This window comes from Schaedlerella sp. (genome assembly GCF_056796775.1).
Genome location: NZ_JBQIKP010000042.1, coordinates 17,464 through 38,676 on the forward strand (window position 1 = coordinate 17,464; position 21,213 = coordinate 38,676).

Consider the following 21,213-nt stretch of genomic DNA (forward strand, 5'->3'; position numbering starts at 1 on the left):
AAACTGCCGCGGCATGTTTCTTACGCATCTTCCCCTATATATCCGAAAAAACAGGGATTCGTTACAAAAAATTTTAAATTTTTTTGTTCATTGATCGTACCGGAGAGACAGAATATCCGAAGCTTGGATCCGATACACCGCCGCCTGGTTCGTCAACAGGCTTCTGTTTTGATAATCAAACAAAAGAAGTTCATTTTTCACACGTTCCAGATGCGTCATCTTCCGCAGCTGTCTTTTGTCATATAGTTCATACCCCTGCAGATACCGGCGCTCCAATGCTTCCCGCTCATAAAAGGCAGCTTCCTCTTCCTTCGCAACCCGCGGCTCCCCTGCAAATGCAGGCCGATTCTTTACATTTTCCCGCAGATACAGGTCATAGGTCAAAAGCTCCCGGTACTCTTCTTTGCGTGCCGGATCCCATTCTGCCGCGAAATCCAGAAGGATCTCATACCGCCGGATCCGGGAATGGCTGATTCCGCGGAGACGTTTCTTCTCATAATAGCCGCTCAGCCGGTCATACATCGTAAACGCATCCGGAAATGCCTTTTCCAGAAGCTCCATCGTATGGACGAACTGGCCGCTGTTGTAATAGACCTCCACCATCTCCTCCACCCCTTTGAGCCGGATCACATCCGCATAGGAAAGCCACCTGGTAGAGAGAACTTCAAAGGGAGGACGATCCTGATACAGGAGCTGATAGCATTCGGCCTGTTCTTCCATATAAGAGCCCTTCAGAACTTTCAGAAAACCAAGCTGCAGCTGCTCCGGATGCAGTGCATAGACATCCTGAAATGACTTTTGAAAGCTTTTTAGATCTTCAAAAGGAAGCCCTGCGATCAGATCCAGATGCTGATGGACATTTCCCAGGGAATGGATTCTCCTGACTGCCAGGCTCACCTTTCCAAAATCCATGGTCCGGCGGATCTCCCGCAAGGTATACTGGTTGGTGGACTGCACCCCGATCTCCAGCTGGATCAGCCCCGGGCGCATGGAAGCGATTAACCGGAGCTCCTCTTCATTCAGCAGGTCTGCGGCCACCTCAAAATGAAAATTGGTCTTTCCCCTGTCATGCTCCGCCAGATAGGACCAGATGGCAAATGCATGGTCATGGCGGCAGTTGAACGTCCGATCCACGAACTTCACCTGTGGAACCTCCCGGTCTATGAAAAACTGCAGTTCTTTTTTCACAGTATGCAGGCTGCGGAACCGCAGGCACTTGTCTATGGACGAAAGACAATAGCTGCAGGAAAAGGGACAGCCCCGGCTGGATTCATAGTAGAGGATCCTGTTGCGGAAGTTCTCCATGGGATCCTCCGCCGATGGGAAATCCTGGTCAGGCATTCTCTCTTTTTTTGAGAGAACCAGATCATCCGGATCGGAACAGCCTGAAATATTCGGCGCATACACAAACGGTACACGATTCAGATCCATGACGCTCCGGGGAGAATTCACAGCAAAATCCTGATTCCTGGGGCAGGCATACACGATCCCGTCAATCTCCCGCAGCGACTGTACTTTCCCATGGTAATAATCCGCCAGCTCCAGGAACGTTTCCTCTCCTTCCCCGCACATCACCCCCCGTACCTGTGGCAGCCTCTCAAGTACCTTCCGGGCATGACAGGAAACCTCCGGTCCGCCCAGCCAGATCTCAGTCTTCGGCAGAACCTTCCCGATCTCCCTCACAAGCTGCTCCACATAGACGATATTCCACAGATAGCAGGAAAAACAAAGCACATCCGGATGCCGGGCATGCAGATCCATCAGGATCTCATCCACCTGCTGATTGATCGTATATTCCGCAATCCCCACACTTTCCCGGTATTCTTTCCGTTCCTGCACCGCATAGGCCCGCAGGCTGTAGACTGCGAGATTCGAATGGATATATTTTGCGTTGATTGCCGCCAGCAAAATCTTCATCTCCATTTATGCCCCTCCTTCGCTCAGTATAACGCCCATTTTACCATCCATTTTCGTGTATTCGTCTGCATTGAATACTTGTATACAATCTCATTTTCCAAAATAAAAACACACAATATTCACAAAAAAACGGACATAATCTTCCATTTCAGCGGCAAGAAAAATGTCAAAACTTGTTTAGATTTGACAGGTTTTTTCCACTTCATAAAAAGTTATTCACACTTTTCACAGAATTCACATTTTCAGTTATCCACACTATTCACAGACATTTTCACACATCCGCGCGGCTGGAAGTGACCGGCAGAGCCGGCGCCGCGCCGTAAGGCGCATGACGCCGGATGAACCTCTGCCCGGTCATTCCGCATAATGGTATTTTTTGCGTTTTTTGACCAAAAATGCGGCTGTCACGAACAATGCCAGCAATTCCGCCGCCACGATGGACAGCCAGATCCCGTCCAGCTTCAGGAAGACAGGCAGGATCATTACAACCGACACCTGGAATACCAATGTCCGCAAAAAGGAGATCAAGGCGGAAACCGCTCCGTTTCCCAGAGCGGTGAAGAAGCCGGAACCCCAGATATTGAATCCGCTCAGCAGGAAGGAGATTGCGTACAGCCGGAACCCATGGCAGGTCATGGCAAACAGCTCCGGATCATATCCAACGAATACCCGGGTCATCGGATAGGCAAGGAGCTCCGCCAGAAACATCATGAACACTCCTGCGCTGCCGATCACGATCACGCTTTTGCGGAAAATATTTTTTAACTCCGTACGATTTCCGGCGCCGTAGTGGAAGCTGACCACCGGGGCGCTTCCAATGGAATACCCGATGTTGACCGCGGCAAAGATAAAGGTCACGTACATGATGACCCCGTAGGCCGCCACGCCGTCTTCTCCGGCCAGGCGCATCAGCTGGTAATTATACAGGATATTGACGATCGAGGAGGAAATATTCGTCATCAGCTCCGAGGAACCGTTGGTGCATGTTTTCAGCAGCACCCTTCCGTGGAAGCGGGTTTTTCCGAGCCGGAGCAGGCTGTTGTTTTTCCGTGAAAAGTAAATGATCGGGCAGAATCCGCCGAGGATCTCTCCTACGGCCGTAGCGGCCCCTGCTCCCGCAAGCCCCCACCCGAATACCACAATGAACAGGTAGTCCAGGATCACATTTGTGATACCGGAAAGGAGAGACATCTTCAGGCTCAGCTCTGGTTTTTCCGCCACAATAAAAAAGCTCTGGAACGCGATCTGCAGCATGAAGCCGGTAAGGGACACGCACAGGATCCTTCCGTACATCACACAATACTCGATCATATCGTCTGTTGCCCCGATGGCATACGCAATGGGCCGCATAAAAATAATCGCCGTGACAGCCACCGTGATTCCCGCGCCGATCAGGATATAGATCAGCATGGAAAAGTATTCATTGGCCTTTTCCCGCTCTCCTTCTCCCAGCTTGATCGCAACCACCGCGCTTCCGCCAGTGCCGATCATGAAGCCCACGGTGCTGATGCCCATGAGCAGCGGCATCATCAGATTCAATGCCGCAAAGGGCGTAGTCCCCACATAATTGGAAACAAACAATCCGTCCACGATGCTGTAAACAGACGTGCAGATCATCATAATGATGGACGGGATCGTAAAACGAAGCAGTCTTTTATATGTAAAATGGTCTGATAATTGGATTCTCATCCTGTTCAACCTGCCTTTCTTTTTGGTCTGCTTTATTCTGAGTTCATATTTTCGCGGCGGCCGGTCAGGACTGGAGCCGATGCAGTTTATTGCCGGTCAGGACTGGAACTGCGGCGGATCTTCTCCTGGAGCCGGTGCAGATACAGCTCGGTCAGCCGGAGCAGCTCACTGCTTTCCTCCCGGGTCATTTCCGCAAAGACCTGGTTCTCCGCATCCGCATAGGGCAGGATCCGCTCTCTCGCAAATGCCTTCCCCTCCGGAGTAAGAAATACCCTTTTATCCTTGTCGCTCTCCTGTCCAAGCACGATCAGGCCGTCCTGCTCCAGCTTTTTTATGGCGGAATGGATGGTCTGCTTGCTGATGCTGTTCATATCACAGATATCCTTCTGCAGACATCCTTCCCCCAGCTCCAAAATGGTGGAAAGTATAGCAAAGGCACTGTCAGAGACACCCGCCTTCCGCGCAACCTCATGCCAGAGCATCTCAATCTCCCGCCACAGGGAATCATATTCTTTTAATGCCCGTTCCTGCTTTATTTTCATCCTGTTCACCCCACTAGTCCGAAATCGTACTTCTTCGCTTCTTCATTCTAGTCCGAAATCATACTTTTGTCAAGCGTTTTTTATAAAGTCTTTTTACACCTTATTGCCAGAACCCTTTGATTTTGGTAAACTATAGATACGGCATCCGGATTTGTTCTGCAGGATGTCTGGTTCTAAAATTTAGTCTGAAAGGAAGTGCTTTTCTTGCAACATACCATGTCTCAGGATGAAAAATACCGGATGATGACGGAAAATCCCATACCGGGCCTGATCGGAAGGCTGGCGGTCCCCACGATCATCAGCATGCTGGTGACCTCATTTTACAATATGGCGGACACCTTTTTCGTGGGCAGGATCGGCACCAGCGCAACCGCCGCGGTCGGGGTGGCTTTTCCGGTCATGGCGGTGATCCAGGCACTGGGCTTTTTCTGTGGCCACGGCTCCGGCAACTCCATTTCCAGAAAGCTGGGGGCACAGGAAAACGATGCGGCTGGAGAGCTTGCCGCAACCGGATTTTTCGTCGGTATGATCCTGGGCCTTCTGGTTCTGGTCCTTGGTCTTTTGTTCCTCACGCCGCTGTCCAGGATCCTGGGTTCTACCGATACCATCCTGCCCTATACCAGGGAATATCTGGGGATTATCCTTGTAGGAGCGCCCTGGATGACCGCACAGTTTGTCCTGAATAACCAGATCCGTTTTCAGGGAAATGCATTCTACGCCATGATCGGTGTAGGCACCGGGGCTGTCCTGAATATCATCCTGGATCCGATCCTGATCTTCGGATTTCGGATGGGAATCTCCGGAGCAGCCCTGGCTACCGTGTTCAGCCAGCTGATCAGCTTTTTCCTCCTGCTTGCAGGGGTTCACTTTTCCGGCTGTATCCCCATCCGCCTGAAAAATGTCCGTTTTCACCGGGAACGGCTCCGGGAGATTGCCGGAGGCGGACTGCCCTCCCTGTTCCGTCAGGGGCTGGGGAGCGTGGCGACGATGACTCTGAATATCGCGGCCAATCCATATGGTGACGCGGCCATCGCCGCAATGTCTGTGGTAAGCCGGATCTTCATGTTTGCCATTTCCGCGCTGATCGGATTCGGGCAGGGCTTCCAACCAGTCTGCGGATTCAACTACGGCGCAAAAAAATACGGCCGGGTACGGGAGGCATTCTGGTTCTGTGTCAAAGTATCCACCATATTCCTGTTTGCGCTGTCCATCCTTGGATTTTTGCTTTCCGGACATCTGATCGGAATCTTCCGGGATGATCCGGAGGTGATCCGGATCGGGACGGCAGCGGTCCGCTTCCAGTGCGCCACACTGATCCTGAATGGATGGATCGTCATGAACAATATGATGACCCAGACCATGGGGAAAACGTTTTATGCTTCTCTTCTTGCATCCGCAAGGCAGGGGCTGTTTTTCATCCCGATCCTTTTGATCCTGCCGCGAATCCTGGGGCTTATCGGAATCCAGTCGGCCCAGGCGGCGGCAGATCTCTTTGCGTTCCTGCTGTCCGTGGTCCTGTACCGGAAGGTGACGGCGGAGCTCAATGCAGAGGAGGAAAAGCAAACGGAATAGCGCAAAAAAACAAATGAACTAACGCAAAAAACAAACAAGAGAAGAACTAAAACAAAGAAAAGAGGTTTGAATGTTATGGAATATGGAATAAAGCCCATTCGGCGTCATTTTAGCAGGCTGGGCCTGATGTATTTTTTGGGGACGCTGCTCATTTTCGAGGTACAGTATGCAGGCGTATTTCTCATCGGAAAGCTGCCCTTTCTTCAGATCTACGATATGGATGCATGGCTTTTCGCGACGATGCTCCCCATGTATCTGATTTCCATGCCGCTGATGATCCTGCTGATCCGGCGTGTGCCGGCTGTTTCTGTGGAAAAGCACAGGATGACCTTCCTGCAGTGGCTGACTGCGTTTTTCATATGCTATTCCATCATGTACTTGAGCAATCTTGCAGGCGTTGGGCTGACCTTCCTCATCAGTCTGATCAAAGGCTCTCCTGTGGACAATGGGCTGGCAGATATTGTGTCTGGCATCAGTCCATGGTCCGCGTTCTTTATTATGGTGTTGTGCGCCCCTGTTTTGGAAGAGCTGATCTTCCGCAAGCTGCTCATTGACCGTACCGTAAAATACGGCGAAAAAACAGCCATTCTCTTTTCCGGCATTTTTTTCGGCCTGTTCCACGGCAATCTGAATCAGTTTGCGTATGCCTTCGTGCTGGGGATATTTTGGGGATTTCTGTACGTAAGGACAGGAAAGATCCTCTATACCATCTGCATGCATATGGTCGTGAATTTCCTTGGCTCCGTGGCAAGCATGTTCCTGATGAAATCTATGGCCTACGACGAGCTGATGTATGCTTCCGCGTCTGGAGACACGGGGGCGCTGATGCAGGTGGTCTCGGAGAATCTGCCTGGGCTGATGCTCTTCGGCCTGTACGGGCTGTGTGTGCTCGGATTGGTGATCACAGGCATCGTTTGTCTGGCTGTGAATTTTCGGAAAATGAAGCTCCATCCGGTTGAAATCCCCGTACCGAAGGGGAAACTACTGTCTGCCGCATGGCTGAACGCAGGGGTGCTCCTCTTCTCCCTGTTCTGGATCATACAGATCATTTTACAGCTTCTGCAGTAGAAAAAACGGAGAAATATCGAGAAAACGCAGAAATTCATTGACTTTCCCCTCCAAATATGCTATGTTATGTAAGTATCATTGATTGGTTCTTATTTTTGATCGTGTCGAATCTTTCGATGGTACAGAAACAATTTACTTTTCTATTTATGGAGGGCAACACAATGACAGGTACAGTAAAGTGGTTTAACAACCAAAAAGGTTATGGATTCATCTCTGACTCAGAGGGGAACGATGTATTCGTACATTATTCAGGGATTGTTACAGATGGATTCAAATCCTTAGAAGAAGGCCAGTCTGTTGAATTTGAAGTGACAGAAGGAGCCAAGGGACCTCAAGCAACGAACGTAGTAAAACTTTAATCAGAATTTCTATTGTACCTTTTAATATATAAATTAGCCTGGAATTAATATTTTAAAAGCAAGACGGAAAATGTGATTAGGAAAAAGGACCGGATTTTTATCCGGTCCTTTTTCTTGGGCCAAGTTAGACATCCCCCGTAGGGGTTATGCCTACTTGACCTTTTCTTTTCCTGGATCATTTTTTCACATTCGACACATAAGCTTCCGAAGCTTCCCACACGTCGAATCCGCTGCCCCGCAGGATGTCCACCATCCTGGCCGGATCGTCGCATTTGAGAACTGCGGACGCGTCCGCGCCGTTTGCAAAGGCATACATATACTCGATGTTCACTTCCCCATCCACGATCGCGTGCATGGCCTTAGACAGCGACCCGGTCTCGTGGGGAACGCGCAGCGCCACCACGTCGGTGAGCATGGCTGTGATCCCGTTTTCCTTCAGCACGGCCCTTCCTTTATTGGGGTCGGATACGATCATACGGAGCATACCGTAATCCGATGTATCCGCCAGGCTCAGCGCTACAATATTGACATCATTATTTCCCAGGACAGCCAGTACCTCGTCCAGACGTCCTTCCCTATTTTCCAAAAAAACTGATAACTGTTGAATCGTAAACCCCACAGTGCTTCCCTCCTTTTTTACAGTGTCCGGTTATCAATGACACGAACGGCCTTTCCTTCGCTTCTCTGGATCGTCTTCGGCTCTACCAGCTTCACCCGTACGGCAACGCCCAGCGCCTGCTTCAATACCGCCGCGATCCGATCGCGCAGCGCGTCCAGCTTCTTGATCTCATCGGAGAACATGCTCTCGTCCACTTCCACCATAACGGTCAATACATCCAGGTTGTTCACGCGGTCCACGATGAGCATATAATGGTTCGCAACGGCTCCGCCCAGGCTCAGCAGCGCGGTCTCAACCTGTGTCGGGAATACATTGACGCCGCGGATGACCTTCATGTCGTCGGTACGTCCTGTAAACTTGGAGATCCTTGGTGTCTTTCTTCCGCACTCGCAGGTCTCATAGGTGATGCTGGTCAGATCCTTGGTCCGATACCGCAACAGGGGCATGGCTTCCTTGGTCAGCGTGGTAAATACAAGCTCTCCGGTCTCCCCGTCGGCACACGGCGCATGGGTCGCCGGGTTGAGCACCTCCGGATAGAAATAGTCATGATGGATATGAAGCCCCTTGTGGTGGATGCAGTCCTGCGCCACGCCCGGCCCGAGAATCTCGCACAGACCGTAGATATCGAAGCAGTTGATATGTAAAATACCCTCGATCTTTTTGCGCATCTCATCGGTCCACGGCTCTGCTCCGTGGATTCCGGCCTTCAGGTTCATATGGTCTACCACGCCTGCCTCCTGCATGGATTCCGCCAGGTACAGCGCATAGGACGGCGTACAGGCAAATGCGGTAGCTCCCAGGTCTTCCATGACCATCATCTGGCGCTTGGTATTTCCCGCGGACATCGGAAGCGCCATGGCTCCCAGCGCCTTTGCGCCGAAATCCAGTCCAAGTCCTCCGGTAAACAGTCCGTATCCATAGCAGACATGGATGATATCATCTGCCGTCAATCCGGCCATGGTCAGACACCTGGCCACACATTCTCCCCACAGATCCGCGTCATTCTGGGTATAGGGCACGACCGTCAGCTTCCCGGTGGTGCCGGATGTCCCCTGGACACGGGCCACGTCGCGCTTTGGAACCGCAAGCAGGCCGAAGGGATAATTCTCCCGCAGGTCCTCCTTTGTCGTAAAGGGAAGCTTGCCGATATCCTCGATCCCTTTGATATCTCCCGGCTCCACTCCCAGCTCCCGCATCTTGTTGTGGTAAAAATCCACGTTCTCATAGACCTTCTTTACCACCTTGACCAGACGCTGGCTCTGCAGGGATGCCATCTCATCCCTGCTCATGCATTCCATCTTTGGGTCTCTGATCCTTTCCACCCAGTTTTCTAAAGCAATTCCTGCCATCTCCTCTTCGCTCCTTTATTATTATAGTTCTTCATCATCCACAAGCGTGATCCCCGCTTCCTTCAATACGGCCCGCGCCTTATCGTTGTCATCCGAGTGAAGGACCATAACTGGCGCCTTCTTCTCCCGGATCACAAAGGAATAAATGTAGCCGATGCTGATCTCCCCGTCCGCTAAGATCTTCAGCATCTGATTCAGATTCCCCTTTTCATCCTTTAATTCCGCGCCGATAACGTCCTGCACCCGCACCACAAATCCCCGGGAGGTGAGATAGTCCTTGGCTTCCATCGGCTGATCCACGACCAGGCGGAGAATACCGAAGTCCGGTGCGTCAAAAGACGAGACCGCACGGATGTTGATCTTCGCCTCCGTAAGCGCGGTGGTGACCCGCATCAGACTTCCCGGCTGATTTTCCACAAATACCGATATCTGTTTCATTTCTCTTATCACCTGCCTTTTTATTAAAGTGTATATCCCACGTCAAATGCCTTTTTATTAATCTCAACGGTCTTCGGAGGAACGGTCTTTTCGATCACCTCATACCACTGCTCTTTTGTAAAATCCATATGCCGCGCCGCGACCCCCAGCACGATCAGGTTGAATACCCTTGGATTTCCCAGCTTCCTGGATTCTTCTGTAGCGTTGACCTTGTAGACCTTGTGCTCTTTTTCCAGATCCTCCAGGATATGCTCCGGATATTCTGCCGCCCCGATCACCACCGGCATGGGATCGATCCGCCAGTCATTGACGATCAAAACCCCATCCTTTTTCAGAAAATGTGCATACCGCAAAGCCTCCAGGCGTTCAAACGCAATGATCACGTCCGCCTGCCCTTCCTCCACGATGGGCTCCGCCACTTTTTCCCCGTAGCGCACGAAGGTCACTACGCTGCCGCCCCGCTGGGCCATTCCATGAACCTCGGAGAGCTTCACGTCAAAGCCTCCCGCAATGGTCAGATTTCCTAAGATACGGCTGGTAAGCAGAGTTCCCTGTCCGCCTACGCCTACGATCATGATGTTTTTTACTGCCATTCTCTATTCACCTGCCTTTACCAGTTCTATGGCGCCGAATTTACATAGATCGGCACACAGCCCGCATCCGGTACACATAGTATCGTCGATCCGAACGGTTTTGTCCTCTGCTTTTGTCATGGCCGGACATCCTGGTTTCATGCACATCCCGCATGCTTTACACTTGTCAGAATGAACCGCGTACAAAGGCTTTTTAGACTTATCCAGAAGCACACATGGGGACTTTGTAATGATAACGGATACCTGATCCCTTGCCGTCTCTTCCCGGATGGTCTTTTCCAGAAGTGAAATGTCAAATGCGTTGACGCTTACCACATGCTTCACCCCCAACGCCCGGCAGAGCGCTGGAATATCCACCGCTTCAGCGGGATCTCCCTGAAGGGTCTTTCCGGTGGCCGCATGATCCTGGTGGCCGGTCATGCCGGTGGTGGAATTGTCCAGAATCATTACCGTCCCGGTTGCATGATTGTATACCATGTTCATCAGGGAGTTTACACCGGTATGTAAAAAGGTGGAATCACCGATCACTGCCACCCAGTTCTTGACATACTCTTTTCCTTTGGCCTTCTCCATGCCGTGCAGCGTGGAAATGCTGGAGCCCATACACATAGTAAGATCCACCACGCTTAAGGGCGCCACCGCTCCTAAGGTATAGCAGCCGATGTCTCCCGCGGCGTGCATGTTCAGCTTATTGAGCACATGGTAGACACTGCGGTGGGGGCATCCGGGACAGAGGATCGGGGGACGCTGGGGCGCCTCTGCGGGCGCTTTCGCCTTTGGTTCCTCTTTGAGTATGGCTCTGCGCAGCATGTTGGCGCTGTACTCGCCCTGTACGGTCAGGATCTCCTTGCCGACCGCGCGGATTCCCCAGGACTTCACCTGTTCTTCGATCACCGGGTCCAGCTCTTCTACAATATATAATTTCTCGACTTTGGAGGAAAATTCTTCGATCAGCTTACGCGGAAGGGGGTTCACCATCCCCAGCTTTAAGACAGACGCCTCCGGCAGCGCTTCCTTGACATACTGGTAGGGGATTCCGCTGGTGATCACGCCGATCTTCGTATCCTGCATCTCTACCCGGTTGATGGGCAATGTATTTGCTTCTTCCGCAAGTTCTCTGTTTCGCTTCTCAATTTCCACATGGCGGAATTTGGCGTTTCCCGGCATCATCACATGCTTGCGGATATTTTTCTCATAAGGCTTGTCCTCCGGCTCTGTACGGTCACACAGATCCACCAGCCCCTGGGAGTGGGCCAGCCTGGTGGTGGTCCGGAAGATAAAGGGACGGTCGAATTGTTCGCTGAGTTCAAATGCGGCCTTGAAAAAGTCCTTTGCCTCCGCGCTGTCGGAGGGCTCGATGACCGGAATCTGGGCCGCCCTTGCCACCATCCGGGTGTCCTGCTCGTTCTGGGAGCTGTAGAGCCCGGGATCGTCGGCCACGACCAGCACCAGACCGCCGTTGACGCCCATATAAGAGACGGAATACAGCGGGTCTGCCGCCACATTCAGCCCTACGTGCTTCATACAGGCCATAGAACGCACCCCCGCGATGCTGGCACCTACGGCCACTTCCGCGGCCACCTTTTCATTGGGCGCCCATTCTTCATAGATATCGTCCTTGTATTGTACGAGAAATTCGCTGATCTCCGTGCTTGGGGTTCCGGGATAGGCGGAGCTTACCTTGACTCCCGCCTCATAGGCTCCCCGGGCGATCGCTTCGTTTCCCAGCATCAGTACTTTATCTGCCATATTTTACAGTCCATCCTTTCGTAAATCTGTGACCCGTTTTGCCTTGCCCTCAAACCGCTGCAGGGAATTGGGTGCCACCAGCCTGATCTGAGTGGCAAGTCCGAGCTGTGCCTTCAGTGCGGATCTGATCCGTTTTTCCAGTTCGCCTAAAAGCGCATAGCTGTCCAGCAGGCGGTCGTCGATGAGTTCCACCGTGATGGTCATCACATCCAGACGGTTCTTCCGCTCCACCAGAATCTCATAGTGGGGACCGATCTCCGCGATCTTGAACAGTACCTCCTCGATCTGGGTTGGGAATACGTTGACGCCTCGGATAACAAGCATATCGTCCGCCCGTCCGGAAAGGTTTTCCATCCGGCAGGTGGTTCTTCCGCACTTGCAGGGCTCGTACATCAATCTTGTCAGGTCTCCGGTGCGGTAGCGGATCAGCGGAAGGGCTTCTTTTCCCAGGCAGGTCACAACCAGCTCCCCGTGTTCGCCCGGCGGCAGCACTTCTTCCGTCTTGGGATCAATGATCTCCGGGATGAACCAGTCTTCGTTGATGTGCATACCGCAGAGCTCCGTACACTCTCCGGATACGCCCGGCCCGCACAGCTCGCTCATGCCGTAATTCTGGGTGCAGACAAACTGGGCGCCCCAGACCTTGTGCATCTCCTCCCGCATGGGTTCTGTCATGCCTTCCCCGCCGAAAAGCCCGATATGGAGCTTCAAGTCCTTCTTCGGGTCAAGCCCCCGCTCCCGGATCTGCTCCCCTAAGTGCAGCGCGTAGGAGGGGGTGGCCACCAGAAGGGTGACTCCCAGATCCTGCAGGAACATGATCTGTTTGTTGGTATTTCCCGAGGACATGGGGATCACCGACGCCCCGATCTTCTCCAGACCACCGTGAAGCCCCAGTGCCCCGGTAAAGGTGCCGTAGCCGAAGGAAATCTGGGCCACATCCTCCGCCGTGGCGCCGCCCATGCAGGCGATCCTGGCTACATTGTTGAGCCATACGTCCAGGTCATGTCTCGTATAGCCCACCACCGTAGGCTTTCCGGTGGTGCCGGAGCTGGCATGGTAGCGCACCAGGTCCTTCTGGTCCACCGCAAACAGGCCGAAGGGATAGTTGTCCTTAAATTCCGACTTATATGTAAATGGAAGCTTTTTCAGATCATCCAGTGTCCGGATATCTCCCGGCTTCACCCCTGCCCTGTCCATCTTCTGCTGGTAAGGCTCCACCCGTTCATAGATGTATGCCGCCGTCTGCCTTAATTTTTCAAGCTGGATCTTCTCGATCTCCGCTCTGGGCAGCGTCTCTTCTTTTGCCCAAATCATCTGTTTACATCCTCCTTTAAAACCGCCCCCCGCGGAATAGCTGCGCAGGGCAGCCCTCCGGCGGAATCGGTATTATTCTGTGCTGGCCGGAAGGTACACGGCCGATGGAAATTATTATATCATATTACTGCGGCAAATTAAAGCATCAAATTTTCAAACCAAGCATTTCAAAATTGAAGCGGGTCAGTAATATTTTCCCGCTTGACTTTCTCCTGTTTTCATGATAATCTAAGTGTACTAATACAGATAATACACCATACCCTGTACGCATTCGTGGATTTTCCTTCGCTGCCATACCGTTTTCTTACAGCAGCCCCATGAGTGTCCCATCCCAAAGGAGGTGCCCCATTGATCACGATTGATTATCAAAACCGTGCTCCCATCTACGAGCAGATTGTAGAGAAGTTCCAGATGCTGATCGTCAAAGGTGTCCTGGAGCCGGGCAGCCGGATGCCCTCGGTCCGCTCCCTGGCTGTGGAACTGTCCATCAATCCCAACACCATCCAGAAAGCTTTCGCCGTTCTGGAGCAGGAGGGATATATCTTTTCCGTCAAGGGCCGGGGCAATTTTGTATCCGAAAGCGCATCCCTGTTCGAGAAAAAGAAGGAGTCCTGTTTAGAAGAGCTCAGACGTCTTCTGTTTCGCGCAAAAGAACTGGGAATCCTGGAGTCCGACTGCATGGCAGTATTCGCCCAGGTATACAGATAAAGGAGGTGCCTTATGATTGAATTAAAACACGTCAGTAAATCCTTTCAGGATACGCCCGCCCTGGCCCAGGTTACGGCCCAGATCCAGGACGGTCTGATCTTCGGCCTTGTGGGCAGCAACGGCGCGGGCAAGAGCACGCTGCTTCGGCTGGTCAGCGGCATTTTAAAACCCGAGGAGGGAGAGATCACGCTGGATACGATCCCTGTGTTCGAGCATTCAGAGGCAAAGAGGCAGATTTGCTTTTTGTCCGATACAGTCACCTATTTTCCCAATGCCACACCGGAATCCATGGGAAGCTTCTACCAGCTTGCCTATCCGACATTTGACATGGAGAACTACAAAAGCCTTCTGCAGAAGTTCAATATCCAGCCAAAGAAGAAGCTCCAGACCTTTTCCAAGGGACAGAAAAAACAGGTCTCTCTCCTGCTGGGGTTTTGTGCAAACACCCGGTATCTGCTCTGCGACGAGACCTTTGACGGGCTGGACCCTGTCGTACGCCAGGCCATCAAGAGCCTGTTCGCGGCGGAGCTGTTAAAGCGGGAATTTACCCCTGTCATCGCGTCCCATAGTTTAAGGGAGCTGGAGGACATCTGCGACACCATCGGACTGCTCCACCAGGGGAGCCTGCTCTTTGCTAAGGATCTGGACTCTATAAAATGCAGTCTCTGCAAGATGCAGTGCGTCATACCGGACCATGCGAAGGAGGAACAGCTTCTCTCGGAGCTTTCCGTCCTCCAATATGAAAAAAGCGGGTCCCTTTTGACAGTTACTGCCCGGGGCTCCAGGGCGGAGGTATTAAAGCTCGCCCAGGAAAAGGAGCCGATCTTTGCGGAAGTACTGCCATTGTCACTGGAAGAAATCTTTATCAGCGAAACGGAGGTCGCAGGCTATGACATCAAAAATCTCATACAGTAAATTTATCAAAGAGGATATTCGCCGCCGCGGCTGGCTTCTGGTCCTCTCCGCAGTGCTCCTGCTCCTGTGCGTTACGGTCACCACCCTGCTGATGCTGGAAGCCTCCCTTTCCAATGTTTCACAGGACGAACTGGCAGAGCAATGGAACATCTTCCGCGCCATTTTTCCCGGACTGCTGAACGGGAGCTACAATCTGCTGCTCTTCGCAGCGCTCCTGCTGCTGGGCGGATTGTGCGCGGTAACCGGGTTTTTCTACCTGCATTCCAGGGAACAGACTGATTTTTACCACAGCCTTCCCCTGTCCAGACGGCAGTTGTTCTTCATCTCCTACCTGGGCGGGCTTCTGATCTTTCTGGTTCCCTATCTGGCGGCCTCATTGCTGGCCGTCCTGGCAGGCTTTGCGCACGGGTTCTTTACGCTGCCTGTGCTGGGCCGATGCTTTCTCTCCGTACTGGGGGGGACCCTGGCTTTCCTCATGGTCTACCACCTGATGATTCTGGCCATGATGCTGACCGGAAAGGTTGTGACAGGCATCCTGGCGGCCGCTTCCCTGTTTTTTTACGGATCCGTCATCGGCGTCCTGGCGGCTGACCTTCCGACCTACTTTTTCTCGACTTACCATACGGGGGCAGGAAGGTTCTGGGAAAAGCTTTATGATTTCCTGTCTCCCTTGCCCCTGTTCGGACAGATTCTGGGGAATACGGCCTATTACAATGTAACGGAGGATGACAGATATAGATATATTTCAACATTTTCATACTACCTGCGCAGCCTGGTCCGTCCGGCCAATTCTCATAGCCTCGCCGTCGTACTGGCTGCTGCCGCGGTGTTTCTGGCGGTACTTTTGCTTCTGGCCCTTTTTCTGTATCAGAAACGGCCCTCTGAAGCGGCAGGAAATGCCCTGTCATTTCCCATCACCGCCCCGTTTATCAAGGTACTGATCTCTGTGCCCACTGCGCTTTGTATCGGGATTCTGGTCGGCTCCATGTACTCCGGCAGCACGAAATGGATCATTCTGATGAGTATCCTGGCGGTGATCCTGCTCTGCGGCCTGATCGAATTTATTTATCACATGGATGTACGCAGGCTGTTTGCGGGAAAATACTCCTCCCTCGCCTCCCTTCTGGGAGTGGCGGGAATCCTGTGCGTCCTGCAGTTTGACGTATTCGGCTATGACACCTGGCTTCCCGAAGAGGACAGCCTGGAAAGCATGTCCCTTGACATCAGCCAGATGTACGGCTATTTTTCTTATCCGGACACCGTTTCCCGCAGTACGGATCATCCCCAGTATCCGGATCTGCTGAACGGTGAAATATGCCAGATACAGAAGTTTGCCCCCATCTATGAGCTTGCCAGGTCAGGAGTTGAAAATGCCGGAAAGGGAGCCGACAAAATGTCCGACCAGGAATTGGAGTCCCTGGATCAATCGATCAATGCCGGCACCAGAGAAACCGAAATGGCCGGCTGGGAATCAGAGCCACTGGACGAACAGGTCTATATCACGATCCGCTATAATAAAAAATCAGGATCATCGGTTTACCGCAATTATAGAGTCAGCGCAGGAGAAGTCCTGGATACACTGGACATCCTCTGCCAGGAGGAAAGCTACCGGAAAATACTGTTTCCTGTCTTTTACGCGGACTATGAAGACATCAGCGCGGTCCGGCTTACGGACATTTACTGGGAGCCGAAAATACTGGATCTGACAGAGAAAGAGCAGGATGCGCTTCTCGACGCTTATAAGCAGGATGTTCTGAACGTGGATATCCGGGACCTGCAGTTAGAACGGCCGATCGGGGAATTGTCCATCGACATCCCGGAAGGGATGCAGTTTGTCGGACAACTGGCATATGATTCCAAATACAATTTCACCCTGGGCGGTTTTTATCTGTATGAAGGCTACGAAAACAGCCTGGCGCTGCTGGAAACATACGGATATACCCTGCGCCGGGAGATAGACCCTGAGGACGTGGAACAGGTCAAACTGGCAGAAACCATTTACACGGAGGAGGCTCCTGCAGAGGGAAAATTCTCCGTTCCCGACACCAGTGAGCGGATCGTCACGGACTCGGATGAGATCGCCGCGGTCCTGTCGCAGGTACAATACACGACCAGCAGGCTTCTGATCAGTACACATGCATACGGAACGTCCGCAGAAATCCTGCTGACCGGAAACAAAGAACCCACATACTATACCTTAACGGACGAAGTCCGCCCGTCCCGCAGGGACATGCATTAAGGGGTGCCCTTGGGTATACCTTAATGGACGAAGTCCGCCCGTAGAACAGCAGGCGGCAGCCGTACCTCGAACCATCCGGTACGGCTGCCGCCTGTCTGGCATCCGATTCATTTCTAAACAAGCAAACCCCTGATTTTTTATACTGCGCTCCGGGTAGCGAGTCCCTCCTAATAATACTTCACGGTGACCGTCTTCCCCATCTTTTCCACCACGGACTTTAACTGCTCCACCAGATTCATCCTGAGACTTAAGTCAAAGGTCAGGTCCGATTCCTGATGTGCTTCGTTGATGGCGGTTCCAACAAACAGGTTCAGCTCCGTACATTCCTCGATGAGCATTTTCGCCAGCTTGGAAGCCCCGTTTTCGGCGTCCAGCTCGTCGAAAAATTCCACGTCAAATTCATCGTTTTCATACTGCCTGAGAAGCTTTAGAGACCGCCCCATGGTGAGCACGCCTTCCGTTACCAGATCCAGCCCCTCGATGGAGGACATGGGCGGGACATCCGGGTTGTTTCGGTCTACCTTTGTAATGATCTCCCTGTGCAGGATGCGGGAGGCGATATTGGAGCTGGTACCGCCGGACACCACCTTCTTTCCTTCCATGTGCATGAAATCATACATCAGCTTCTCGTCATCCTCCTTACTCTTCGGAGGCCCGGTGAACAGGTTCACCACCTTGCGCTCAATGACCCTGGCCACCGCCACCGTGGTATCATCCCCCGGCTTCTGGATGTACAGATCGTCGCATGCCTGGCTGAGCATGGCTGCTAAACGAGAGGCGGACAGGGTTTCCTTCGTACATTTCAGGGTATACTCGGACATATTTTCCCAGGTCCAGCCCTGCAGGTCCAGAATCTCCCCGGCCCCGGCATAGATGACGCCATCGCTCATCAATACGAAGCAGTCATTCTTCTCCACTTTAAAACGGTATTCGTGTATTTTTTTTTCCTCAATCTCCCGTATTTCATAAGGGTATTTCACGATTTTTTTATTCCGGATAAACACACAGTCCGGGTTGTCGTATTCCACCAGATAGGCATCGCCGTTGTGGAAAATCTGCAGGATGCTGAAGGTTGCGTATGCCACCTTCCGCTCCTGGCAGATGGGGAGCGTCCTGGCAATGGTCTCCACGCAGGATTCAATGGCCGCCCCTTCGTGCAGCATGGTAGCCAGGATCTTGGAGGTCAGGGTGGAAAGGATGTTGGCCTTGACCCCGCTCCCCATGCCGTCCGCCAGGATCAGGATATCCGAATCCCGGGTCTTTACGATCTCCACCTTATCTCCGCACAGCTCTTCTCCGTGTTTGTTCAGGCTTTTCCAAGCCACGTCAATACTTACGCTCATATTCATCAGGCATCCTCCTCATTGAGAATGGAATCCCGCAGTTTGGTCAGCGTCACCTTGGTCTCGGCGGTGGTCTCTCCCAACAGTCCTGCAATCTCCTGGGCTACCATCATCTGCTTGTCAATGACCTTCTGGGCCATCTCCATGGTCTCAACCTTAAGATTGTAATGCTGTTCCTTCATCTTCTCTTCCCGGGTCACATCCTGGAACGTCACCAGGACGGATTCCAGATTTTCGATATAAACAATGGTCTCCTCCACCGTCATCCGGCCATGCTCGAGCTGGATCTTCTTATGGAATACGGTTTCCTTTGTCCGCAGTGTCTCCTCAATATCCCCGGCGTCCATAAATTCAAATATGTAACGCTGCAGCGCTTCCTCCTTGCCCACGCCCAGCAATTCCTGCCCCTTCTTGTTGCATTCCCGAATCCGCAGTTCGCTGTCTACAATGAAGATCATGTTGGGGGTCACATCCATGACCACGTTGGACATGGACTCGGCCTGCATCAGCGCATAGGGCATACACATGGAAAGCTCCGCCTTGTTCTGGAATACGGCCACCGCCTTTTCCCGGCAGGTGGAATACCCGCAGGCGCCGCAGTTTAACTCGTCCTCCCTGGTATATTTTCCCACGGACCGCAGGATTTCCTGAATCTCCTCTTCAGTCGGAACGGCTTCCTTTATGCTGCGGTCTTCAAATGTCTTTGAGAGCTCTTCCGAACTCATATCCGGCAGGTCATGGGCCGCCTTGCGGGAAACCTCCCGTTCAATCTTGATCTTTGCCTTCACATAAGACATATTCCATCTTGCGGAAGCCGGGCCTTTGGTGCATCCGCCCTCGCACACGTTGGCCTCAATGAAGCAGTGGTCCAGTTCGCCCCGTTTCAGGCATTCCAGCATTTCCATGCAGTTGGCCAGGCCATCCACAAATACCTTGTGGTAGGAGTCCATCTTCTCCTCCGCGATCACGGACTGGACTACGCCGCCGCTGATGGGGTACATCCGGTTGATCTCCGGATCCGGGTTGCCCATGGGGGCGTCCTCGCAGTCAAAGATCCGGATCTTCGACTCATCCAGCCAGATTGCCAGCTCCTCAAAGGTCAGTATGGCATCGATGGCTCCTGCCACCCGCTCGTCCCCGATGGCCTCCTGCTTTTTCGCGATGCAGGGGCCCAAAAATACGACCTTCACATCGTCCCCGTACAATTTCTTGATATACCGTCCGTGGGCCACCATGGGGGAAACCACCGGGGCCATCAGAGGCGCGCACTCCGGATAATATTTTTCAATCAGGTCATTGACGCTGGGACAGCAGGTAGTGATGATGTTGGGCATCTTGTTTTCCCGGATGATCCGCTGGTATTCCCGGGTCACCATGGCCGCCCCCTCCGCCGTCTCCCTTACTTCTGCAAAGCCCAGTTTGAGCAGCGCATCCACCACCTGCCCCGGCCGGTCAAAATCCAGCACGCCGATATAGGACGGGGCGATGGAGATAACGGTACGAATCCCCTGCCGCAGAAAGCCCTTTACCCGCTCCATGTCGCTGGCAAAGGTCTTGGCATTCTGGGGGCAGATCTCCATGCATTTCCCGCAGTTGATGCAGTGGTCCGTCAGGATACGGGCCTGCTCCTGCTGAACCGTGATCGCCTTCACTTGGCAGTGGCGCACGCATTTGTAACAGTGGCGGCACTTCGCATCCTTAAAATCAATTACCTTCATGTACTCTTCCTCCTTGTATTTTGTTTGCTCCTTTTCTATTTTTAGCCATCGCTCTTTGGCTGTTTATCATTGGTAAGATCTCCATTCCCGCTGACCGGTATCACATCCCCCAGAAATGTGGGCCTGGGTTTTAGGATCGTATAGCCGAAATCCTTCACTCTGGCAAGCATTTCCCGCAGCTTCCGGTATCGGTCCCTGGGGTAGACTGCCTGGTCGCAGGCAACCCCAGCCGCCTCCATGGAAAATGCCCGTGCGTCATAAACGGCACGGTACAGGTGATACTTCTGCGTCACGACGATCACACGCTCTGTCTGAAAGATCTCCTTCGCCCGGTACATGCTCTCATAGGTGGAAAATCCGGCGTGATCCATGAAGATATCCTCCGACGGGACGCCCTGCTCCACCGCATAGTTCTTCATGGTATTGACCTCGTCGTAGTCCTCCCGGCTGTGGTCCCCGCTCATGATGATCTTCTTCGCCAGTCCCCGCCTGTAGATCTCGATCCCATAGTCCACCCGTTCTTTCAGCATGGGGCTCATCTCGCCGTCGGCTTTCACCTTCGCCCCAAGAACCAGCACCGCATCCGCTTTTTCTTCCCGGTTCTCTTCCAGACATTCCTGCAGTTTTTCGATGGTTGTGATTTTTTTCCCGGCGGAATGCTTTACATATACATTCACCGTACACAGGGAAAACAGTCCCAATATAACCAGGCCGTCGGATACCGCCGAGATCCGCAGAAGCCACTTCCGGCAGCAGTCTTTGTTTTCTTTACGAATCATGCTTTCATCACTCCGAAATCGAATCTTATTCCGTAAGTATCTAAAGGTAAGTATACTATAAAACAGCCGAAAAGTCATTTAAAAAATCGAACAAAGAGTTTCGCTTGCGAAACTCGCGCCTGCGGCGGTCGCATCGCGACATCCACTCTGTACGCCGCAGTGCGCATCCCCCGGAGGGTTTTTATTCTATAGGAAAATTCGGAGAAGTTTGGTAAGTAGGTAAGTCCCTTACGGGGCTTACCCCTCTCAGAACCGGACGTGCAGCTTTCCCGCATCCGGCTCCCTGCAAAGCTAATACATCT

At 52.5% G+C, this 21,213-nt stretch carries 18 protein-coding genes; 6 read left to right on the forward strand and 12 right to left on the reverse strand.

The genetic code is table 11. From position 1 onward, the window contains the following. Window positions 1-87 precede the first annotated feature (87 nt). The 3 genes from ACTOY7_RS16480 to ACTOY7_RS16490 form a co-directional block, all read right to left on the reverse strand. A complete protein-coding gene (locus tag ACTOY7_RS16480; protein WP_482671069.1) occupies window positions 88-1,917 on the reverse strand; it encodes a B12-binding domain-containing radical SAM protein in 1,830 nt (609 codons plus the stop codon). 354 nt (window positions 1,918-2,271) lie between these two features. Next, a complete protein-coding gene (locus ACTOY7_RS16485; protein WP_160281127.1) occupies window positions 2,272-3,606 on the reverse strand; it encodes an MATE family efflux transporter in 1,335 nt (444 codons plus the stop codon). Window positions 3,607-3,692: 86 nt separating this feature from the next. Continuing rightward, window positions 3,693-4,148 carry a MarR family winged helix-turn-helix transcriptional regulator gene (locus ACTOY7_RS16490; RefSeq protein WP_160281128.1) on the reverse strand — a complete coding sequence of 152 codons (456 nt, stop codon included), beginning with the start codon at window positions 4,146-4,148 and terminating at the stop codon, window positions 3,693-3,695. 204 nt (window positions 4,149-4,352) lie between these two features. On the opposite strand from ACTOY7_RS16490, the gene ACTOY7_RS16495 reads away from it, so the two are divergent. From ACTOY7_RS16495 to ACTOY7_RS16505, 3 genes are all read left to right on the forward strand, one after another. Next, window positions 4,353-5,720: an MATE family efflux transporter gene (locus ACTOY7_RS16495; RefSeq protein WP_300885960.1), complete on the forward strand. Its 1,368-nt coding sequence runs from the start codon at window positions 4,353-4,355 to the stop codon at window positions 5,718-5,720. A 75-nt stretch (window positions 5,721-5,795) separates the two neighbouring features. Beyond that, complete coding sequence (locus ACTOY7_RS16500) at window positions 5,796-6,788, forward strand: CPBP family intramembrane glutamic endopeptidase (protein WP_482671060.1); 993 nt, start codon at window positions 5,796-5,798, stop codon at window positions 6,786-6,788. 161 nt (window positions 6,789-6,949) lie between these two features. Further along, window positions 6,950-7,147: a cold-shock protein gene (locus tag ACTOY7_RS16505; RefSeq protein WP_004079145.1), complete on the forward strand. Its 198-nt coding sequence runs from the start codon at window positions 6,950-6,952 to the stop codon at window positions 7,145-7,147. Window positions 7,148-7,322: 175 nt separating this feature from the next. Here ACTOY7_RS16505 and ACTOY7_RS16510 read toward each other — a convergent pair whose 3' ends face one another. Genes ACTOY7_RS16510 through ACTOY7_RS16535 form a run of 6 tightly spaced genes read right to left on the reverse strand, consistent with a single transcriptional unit; the run spans window position 7,323 to window position 13,209 of the window. Next, the gene (locus tag ACTOY7_RS16510) at window positions 7,323-7,766 is read right to left on the reverse strand and encodes an amino acid-binding protein (RefSeq protein ID WP_160281130.1); all 444 of its coding nucleotides are present in this window, start codon (window positions 7,764-7,766) and stop codon (window positions 7,323-7,325) included. Between the two features lie 17 nt (window positions 7,767-7,783). Next, window positions 7,784-9,115 carry a phenylacetate--CoA ligase family protein gene (locus ACTOY7_RS16515; RefSeq protein WP_160281131.1) on the reverse strand — a complete coding sequence of 444 codons (1,332 nt, stop codon included), beginning with the start codon at window positions 9,113-9,115 and terminating at the stop codon, window positions 7,784-7,786. 21 nt (window positions 9,116-9,136) lie between these two features. Continuing rightward, window positions 9,137-9,553 carry an ACT domain-containing protein gene (locus tag ACTOY7_RS16520; protein WP_160281132.1) on the reverse strand — a complete coding sequence of 139 codons (417 nt, stop codon included), beginning with the start codon at window positions 9,551-9,553 and terminating at the stop codon, window positions 9,137-9,139. Between the two features lie 23 nt (window positions 9,554-9,576). After that, window positions 9,577-10,146 carry an indolepyruvate oxidoreductase subunit beta gene (locus ACTOY7_RS16525; RefSeq protein WP_160281133.1) on the reverse strand — a complete coding sequence of 190 codons (570 nt, stop codon included), beginning with the start codon at window positions 10,144-10,146 and terminating at the stop codon, window positions 9,577-9,579. A 3-nt stretch (window positions 10,147-10,149) separates the two neighbouring features. After that, window positions 10,150-11,895 carry an indolepyruvate ferredoxin oxidoreductase subunit alpha gene (gene iorA / locus ACTOY7_RS16530; RefSeq protein ID WP_482671059.1) on the reverse strand — a complete coding sequence of 582 codons (1,746 nt, stop codon included), beginning with the start codon at window positions 11,893-11,895 and terminating at the stop codon, window positions 10,150-10,152. A 3-nt stretch (window positions 11,896-11,898) separates the two neighbouring features. Then, entirely contained in the window at window positions 11,899-13,209 is a 1,311-nt protein-coding gene (locus tag ACTOY7_RS16535; RefSeq protein WP_482671058.1) for a phenylacetate--CoA ligase family protein, read from the reverse strand. A 348-nt stretch (window positions 13,210-13,557) separates the two neighbouring features. Here ACTOY7_RS16535 and ACTOY7_RS16540 point away from each other — a divergent pair, with 348 nt between their 5' ends. The 3 genes from ACTOY7_RS16540 to ACTOY7_RS16550 are packed head-to-tail and all read left to right on the forward strand — an operon-like array spanning window position 13,558 to window position 17,071. Continuing rightward, window positions 13,558-13,917, forward strand: coding sequence for a GntR family transcriptional regulator (locus ACTOY7_RS16540; RefSeq protein ID WP_004079164.1), 360 nt, complete (start codon window positions 13,558-13,560; stop codon window positions 13,915-13,917). Window positions 13,918-13,929: 12 nt separating this feature from the next. Beyond that, the gene (locus ACTOY7_RS16545; protein ID WP_482671057.1) at window positions 13,930-14,832 is read left to right on the forward strand and encodes an ATP-binding cassette domain-containing protein; all 903 of its coding nucleotides are present in this window, start codon (window positions 13,930-13,932) and stop codon (window positions 14,830-14,832) included. Next, window positions 14,807-17,071, forward strand: coding sequence for a DUF6449 domain-containing protein (locus tag ACTOY7_RS16550; protein ID WP_482671056.1), 2,265 nt, complete (start codon window positions 14,807-14,809; stop codon window positions 17,069-17,071). The genes ACTOY7_RS16545 and ACTOY7_RS16550 overlap by 26 nt, the downstream gene beginning before the upstream one ends. A 167-nt stretch (window positions 17,072-17,238) precedes the next feature. Here the strand turns inward: ACTOY7_RS16550 and ACTOY7_RS16555 are convergent, their stop codons facing one another. From ACTOY7_RS16555 to ACTOY7_RS16565, 3 genes are read right to left on the reverse strand one after another with little or no spacing between them, the layout of a single operon-like run. Beyond that, a complete protein-coding gene (locus ACTOY7_RS16555; RefSeq protein ID WP_482671068.1) occupies window positions 17,239-18,414 on the reverse strand; it encodes a SpoIIE family protein phosphatase in 1,176 nt (391 codons plus the stop codon). Between the two features lie 5 nt (window positions 18,415-18,419). Further along, window positions 18,420-20,132 (reverse strand): [Fe-Fe] hydrogenase large subunit C-terminal domain-containing protein, encoded by a 1,713-nt coding sequence (locus ACTOY7_RS16560; RefSeq protein ID WP_482672264.1) that lies wholly within the window; start codon window positions 20,130-20,132, stop codon window positions 18,420-18,422. 41 nt (window positions 20,133-20,173) lie between these two features. Then, complete coding sequence (locus tag ACTOY7_RS16565) at window positions 20,174-20,911, reverse strand: SanA/YdcF family protein (protein WP_300886079.1); 738 nt, start codon at window positions 20,909-20,911, stop codon at window positions 20,174-20,176. Between the last annotated feature and the right edge of the window lie 302 nt (window positions 20,912-21,213).

Coding starts and splice junctions, on each gene's coding strand:
- ACTOY7_RS16480 (WP_482671069.1), bottom strand. CDS start 1,917: ATGAAGATTTTGCTGGCGGCAATCAACGCAAAATATATCCATTCGAAT.
- ACTOY7_RS16485 (WP_160281127.1), bottom strand. CDS start 3,606: ATGAGAATCCAATTATCAGACCATTTTACATATAAAAGACTGCTTCGT.
- ACTOY7_RS16490 (WP_160281128.1), bottom strand. CDS start 4,148: ATGAAAATAAAGCAGGAACGGGCATTAAAAGAATATGATTCCCTGTGG.
- ACTOY7_RS16500 (WP_482671060.1), top strand. CDS start 5,796: ATGGAATATGGAATAAAGCCCATTCGGCGTCATTTTAGCAGGCTGGGC.
- ACTOY7_RS16505 (WP_004079145.1), top strand. CDS start 6,950: ATGACAGGTACAGTAAAGTGGTTTAACAACCAAAAAGGTTATGGATTC.
- ACTOY7_RS16515 (WP_160281131.1), bottom strand. CDS start 9,115: ATGGCAGGAATTGCTTTAGAAAACTGGGTGGAAAGGATCAGAGACCCA.
- ACTOY7_RS16520 (WP_160281132.1), bottom strand. CDS start 9,553: ATGAAACAGATATCGGTATTTGTGGAAAATCAGCCGGGAAGTCTGATG.
- ACTOY7_RS16525 (WP_160281133.1), bottom strand. CDS start 10,146: ATGGCAGTAAAAAACATCATGATCGTAGGCGTAGGCGGACAGGGAACT.
- iorA (WP_482671059.1), bottom strand. CDS start 11,895: ATGGCAGATAAAGTACTGATGCTGGGAAACGAAGCGATCGCCCGGGGA.
- ACTOY7_RS16535 (WP_482671058.1), bottom strand. CDS start 13,209: ATGATTTGGGCAAAAGAAGAGACGCTGCCCAGAGCGGAGATCGAGAAG.
- ACTOY7_RS16545 (WP_482671057.1), top strand. CDS start 13,930: ATGATTGAATTAAAACACGTCAGTAAATCCTTTCAGGATACGCCCGCC.
- ACTOY7_RS16550 (WP_482671056.1), top strand. CDS start 14,807: ATGACATCAAAAATCTCATACAGTAAATTTATCAAAGAGGATATTCGC.
- ACTOY7_RS16555 (WP_482671068.1), bottom strand. CDS start 18,414: ATGAGCGTAAGTATTGACGTGGCTTGGAAAAGCCTGAACAAACACGGA.
- ACTOY7_RS16560 (WP_482672264.1), bottom strand. CDS start 20,132: ATGAAGGTAATTGATTTTAAGGATGCGAAGTGCCGCCACTGTTACAAA.
- ACTOY7_RS16565 (WP_300886079.1), bottom strand. CDS start 20,911: ATGATTCGTAAAGAAAACAAAGACTGCTGCCGGAAGTGGCTTCTGCGG.